The 2,665-nt window shown below is 43.1% G+C and carries 1 protein-coding gene; it reads right to left on the bottom strand.

The window, feature by feature from the left end; translation table 11 throughout:
- Positions 1 to 143 precede the first annotated feature (143 nt).
- Positions 144 to 2,366 carry a single-stranded-DNA-specific exonuclease RecJ gene (gene recJ / locus HT693_RS08560; RefSeq protein WP_172925108.1) on the bottom strand — a complete coding sequence of 741 codons (2,223 nt, stop codon included), beginning with the start codon at positions 2,364 to 2,366 and terminating at the stop codon, positions 144 to 146.
- Between the last annotated feature and the right edge of the window lie 299 nt (positions 2,367 to 2,665).

Below are 2,665 nucleotides of genomic sequence, written 5' to 3' on the forward strand. Positions count from 1 at the left end.
TGCGGCTAGCTTCCTAGTTTGCTCTCTGATTTTCATTGAGTATTAGCCGAATCTTTTCCTACCATTATACCATTTTTTTGATGATTTTCAAAATGAAGATTTGTTTTCAAAAAAGAGCTGGTTGCCCAACTCTTTTCTAACTTCTACTCTTTTTCCATCAAAAAGTCATAAATTTCTTGCACAGTACCCAGCGCCATCATTTCCTGGTCTTTGACGGTTTGTTTGAGATTCTGGTAAATCTGACTTTCCCCTATCTCCCGCTTTGGTGCCTCTTTATTGACTGTCATGACCCCATCTTTGATGGTCACAAAGCCTAGTTCTTTAAAGACTTGAATCATCTTGACCAACAAGATTTGTTGGATATTGAGATAAGTAGCCAAATCTTTCAGCTTGTAGCGAATATCAAACTCTGGGAACTGGTAAATAGTCTTGTACAATTTGGCAAACTGATCTCTAGTCCCATAACCTGTCAGATAATAGGCCTTGTCAATATCATTTTTGAAATAGACAGCAGAAAAATTCTGCTCCTGAAAAATGGTCTTCAGCTGAGTAATATCCTCAGGAATGATTTTTACAACCACAGCATCACTATTTACTAAATTGGGCAGTTCCCCAGCAAAATCCAAGACTGGAACCCCTTCTGGCAAGACTGCATTCTTCCCACGGATGTTAAAAAGTTGAACACCCTCCACACGCGCATCCACCATCATCAACTGCAGGGCAGTTTGGCCATTCCATTGGTTGACAGACAATTTGACTGCCAGCTCTAGATTCTTGGTTTGGGAAAACTCTGTCGCCCATCTACCTTGGCCAAAGGCTACCACTTCAAAACTCTCCTCACCTTTGGAAATTTTCAACTTGAGATGGGCATTACCTGCCCCCATAGTACGGGCACTTTCGACCTGAAAATCCTTGATATAAAAGACAGGTTTCTGATTATCCATTCCAAAAGGTGCCAAGCGCTCAAAGTTCTTGACTGTTTCAAGACTCAAAGCCTCCAAATCCAGCTCTTCATCTAGATTTAACTTGTTCTTGCCACCAGCATCCGCGCCTTTTTCACGGACATAATCTTCCAAAACCTGAGATAAATCTGAGAGTTTCTCAACTTCCAGCGTCATGCCAGCCGCACCAGCATGGCCACCAAAGGCGATGAAGAGGTCTCGATGAGGATCCAGAGCCTCAAAAATATCGACCGCTTCCACACTACGAGCACTACCCTTGGCACGACCGTCTTCTATATTAAGAACAATAACTGTCTGCCCTAGTTCTTCCAACAAACGGCCAGCCACGATTCCTAGAACCCCAGGATTCCAGCCTTCCTTGGCCAAGACCTGAACCTTCTTCTCAGGATCCACCATGGTCTTGGCTTCTTCATAGATAGACTGAACGATTTCCTTGCGCTCTTCGTTTTTCTGGTGAATCATAAGGGCAATCTCATGAGCTTCCTCATCGTCAAAGCCAGTCAGCAAATCAATAGCAGGATTGGGATCATCCAAGCGGCCCAAGGCATTCAAACGAGGAGCAATCTGGAAACCAACCGTTTCTTCTGTTACTTCGTTGGCGGCAATCCCAGCCATATCCAGCATTTCTTGTAAACCAATGCGCTGAGTATGTCCCAACATTTCCAGACCATACTGAACCAAGATACGGTTCTCATCTGTCAAACTAACCATATCAGCAATGGTACCAATAGCAACCAAATCAAGCAATTCCACTTGTACTTCTTCTAACAGGGCACAAGCCAACTTGAAAGCAACTCCACAACCAGCCAAATATTTGAAAGGATAGTCCGCATCCGGATGTTCAGGATGAACGATGGCATAGGCATCTGGTAGGGTTTCAGGCATGGAATGGTGGTCAGTCACAATGACATCTACTCCCATAGACTGAGCCAATGCAATAGCCTCATGACCACCAACCCCATTGTCCACCGTCACAATCAAGGAAATCCCTTCTTGCTCGATAAAGTATTTATAAACACTAGCATTAGGGCCATAGCCATCGGTAAAACGATTTGGCAGGTAAACTCGGCACTCAGCACCAAGTTGTTCCAAACTTTCCTTCACAATCGAAGCCGAAGTCATGCCATCCGCATCGTAGTCTCCATAAACGAGAATATTTTCCCCTTCTTCAATGGCCTGACGAATCCGTTCCACTGCCTTGTCCATATCATGGAGCAGATAAGGGTCATGCAAATTCTCCAAGGAAGGTTCTAAAAACTTCTTCAGACTTTCTTGGTCCTGAATCCCTCTCTCAAACAATAACCGAGCCACCTCAGGACCCAGTCCAGCCTTCTTGGCTATCTTTGTAAAATCCGCATCTTCTACCTGCGGGGCAAACTGCCATTCATAAGTAGGTGTTATCAAAAAGACATCCACTCTTTCTAAGAATTCTATTGCTTCATTATAACATGATTTAGACGTTTTCTCTATCCAGATTGCTTTTTTATAAAATTTTAGTGAATTTTTTCAGATATGATTTGACAAGACAAATCTTTTGGTGCAGAATCATGTTATAAAATCTAATGCAAAGGAGACTCCTTATGGCTTTAGTAGAATTTGAACACGTCGAAAAATATTACGGAGACTACCACGCACTCCGCGACATCAATCTCCGTTTTGAAAAAGGACAAGTCGTTGTCCTACTCCCGACTTTATCACTTAAT

Source organism: Streptococcus sp. 2154 (assembly GCF_013277255.1).
GTDB classification, from domain to species: domain Bacteria; phylum Bacillota; class Bacilli; order Lactobacillales; family Streptococcaceae; genus Streptococcus; species Streptococcus pseudopneumoniae.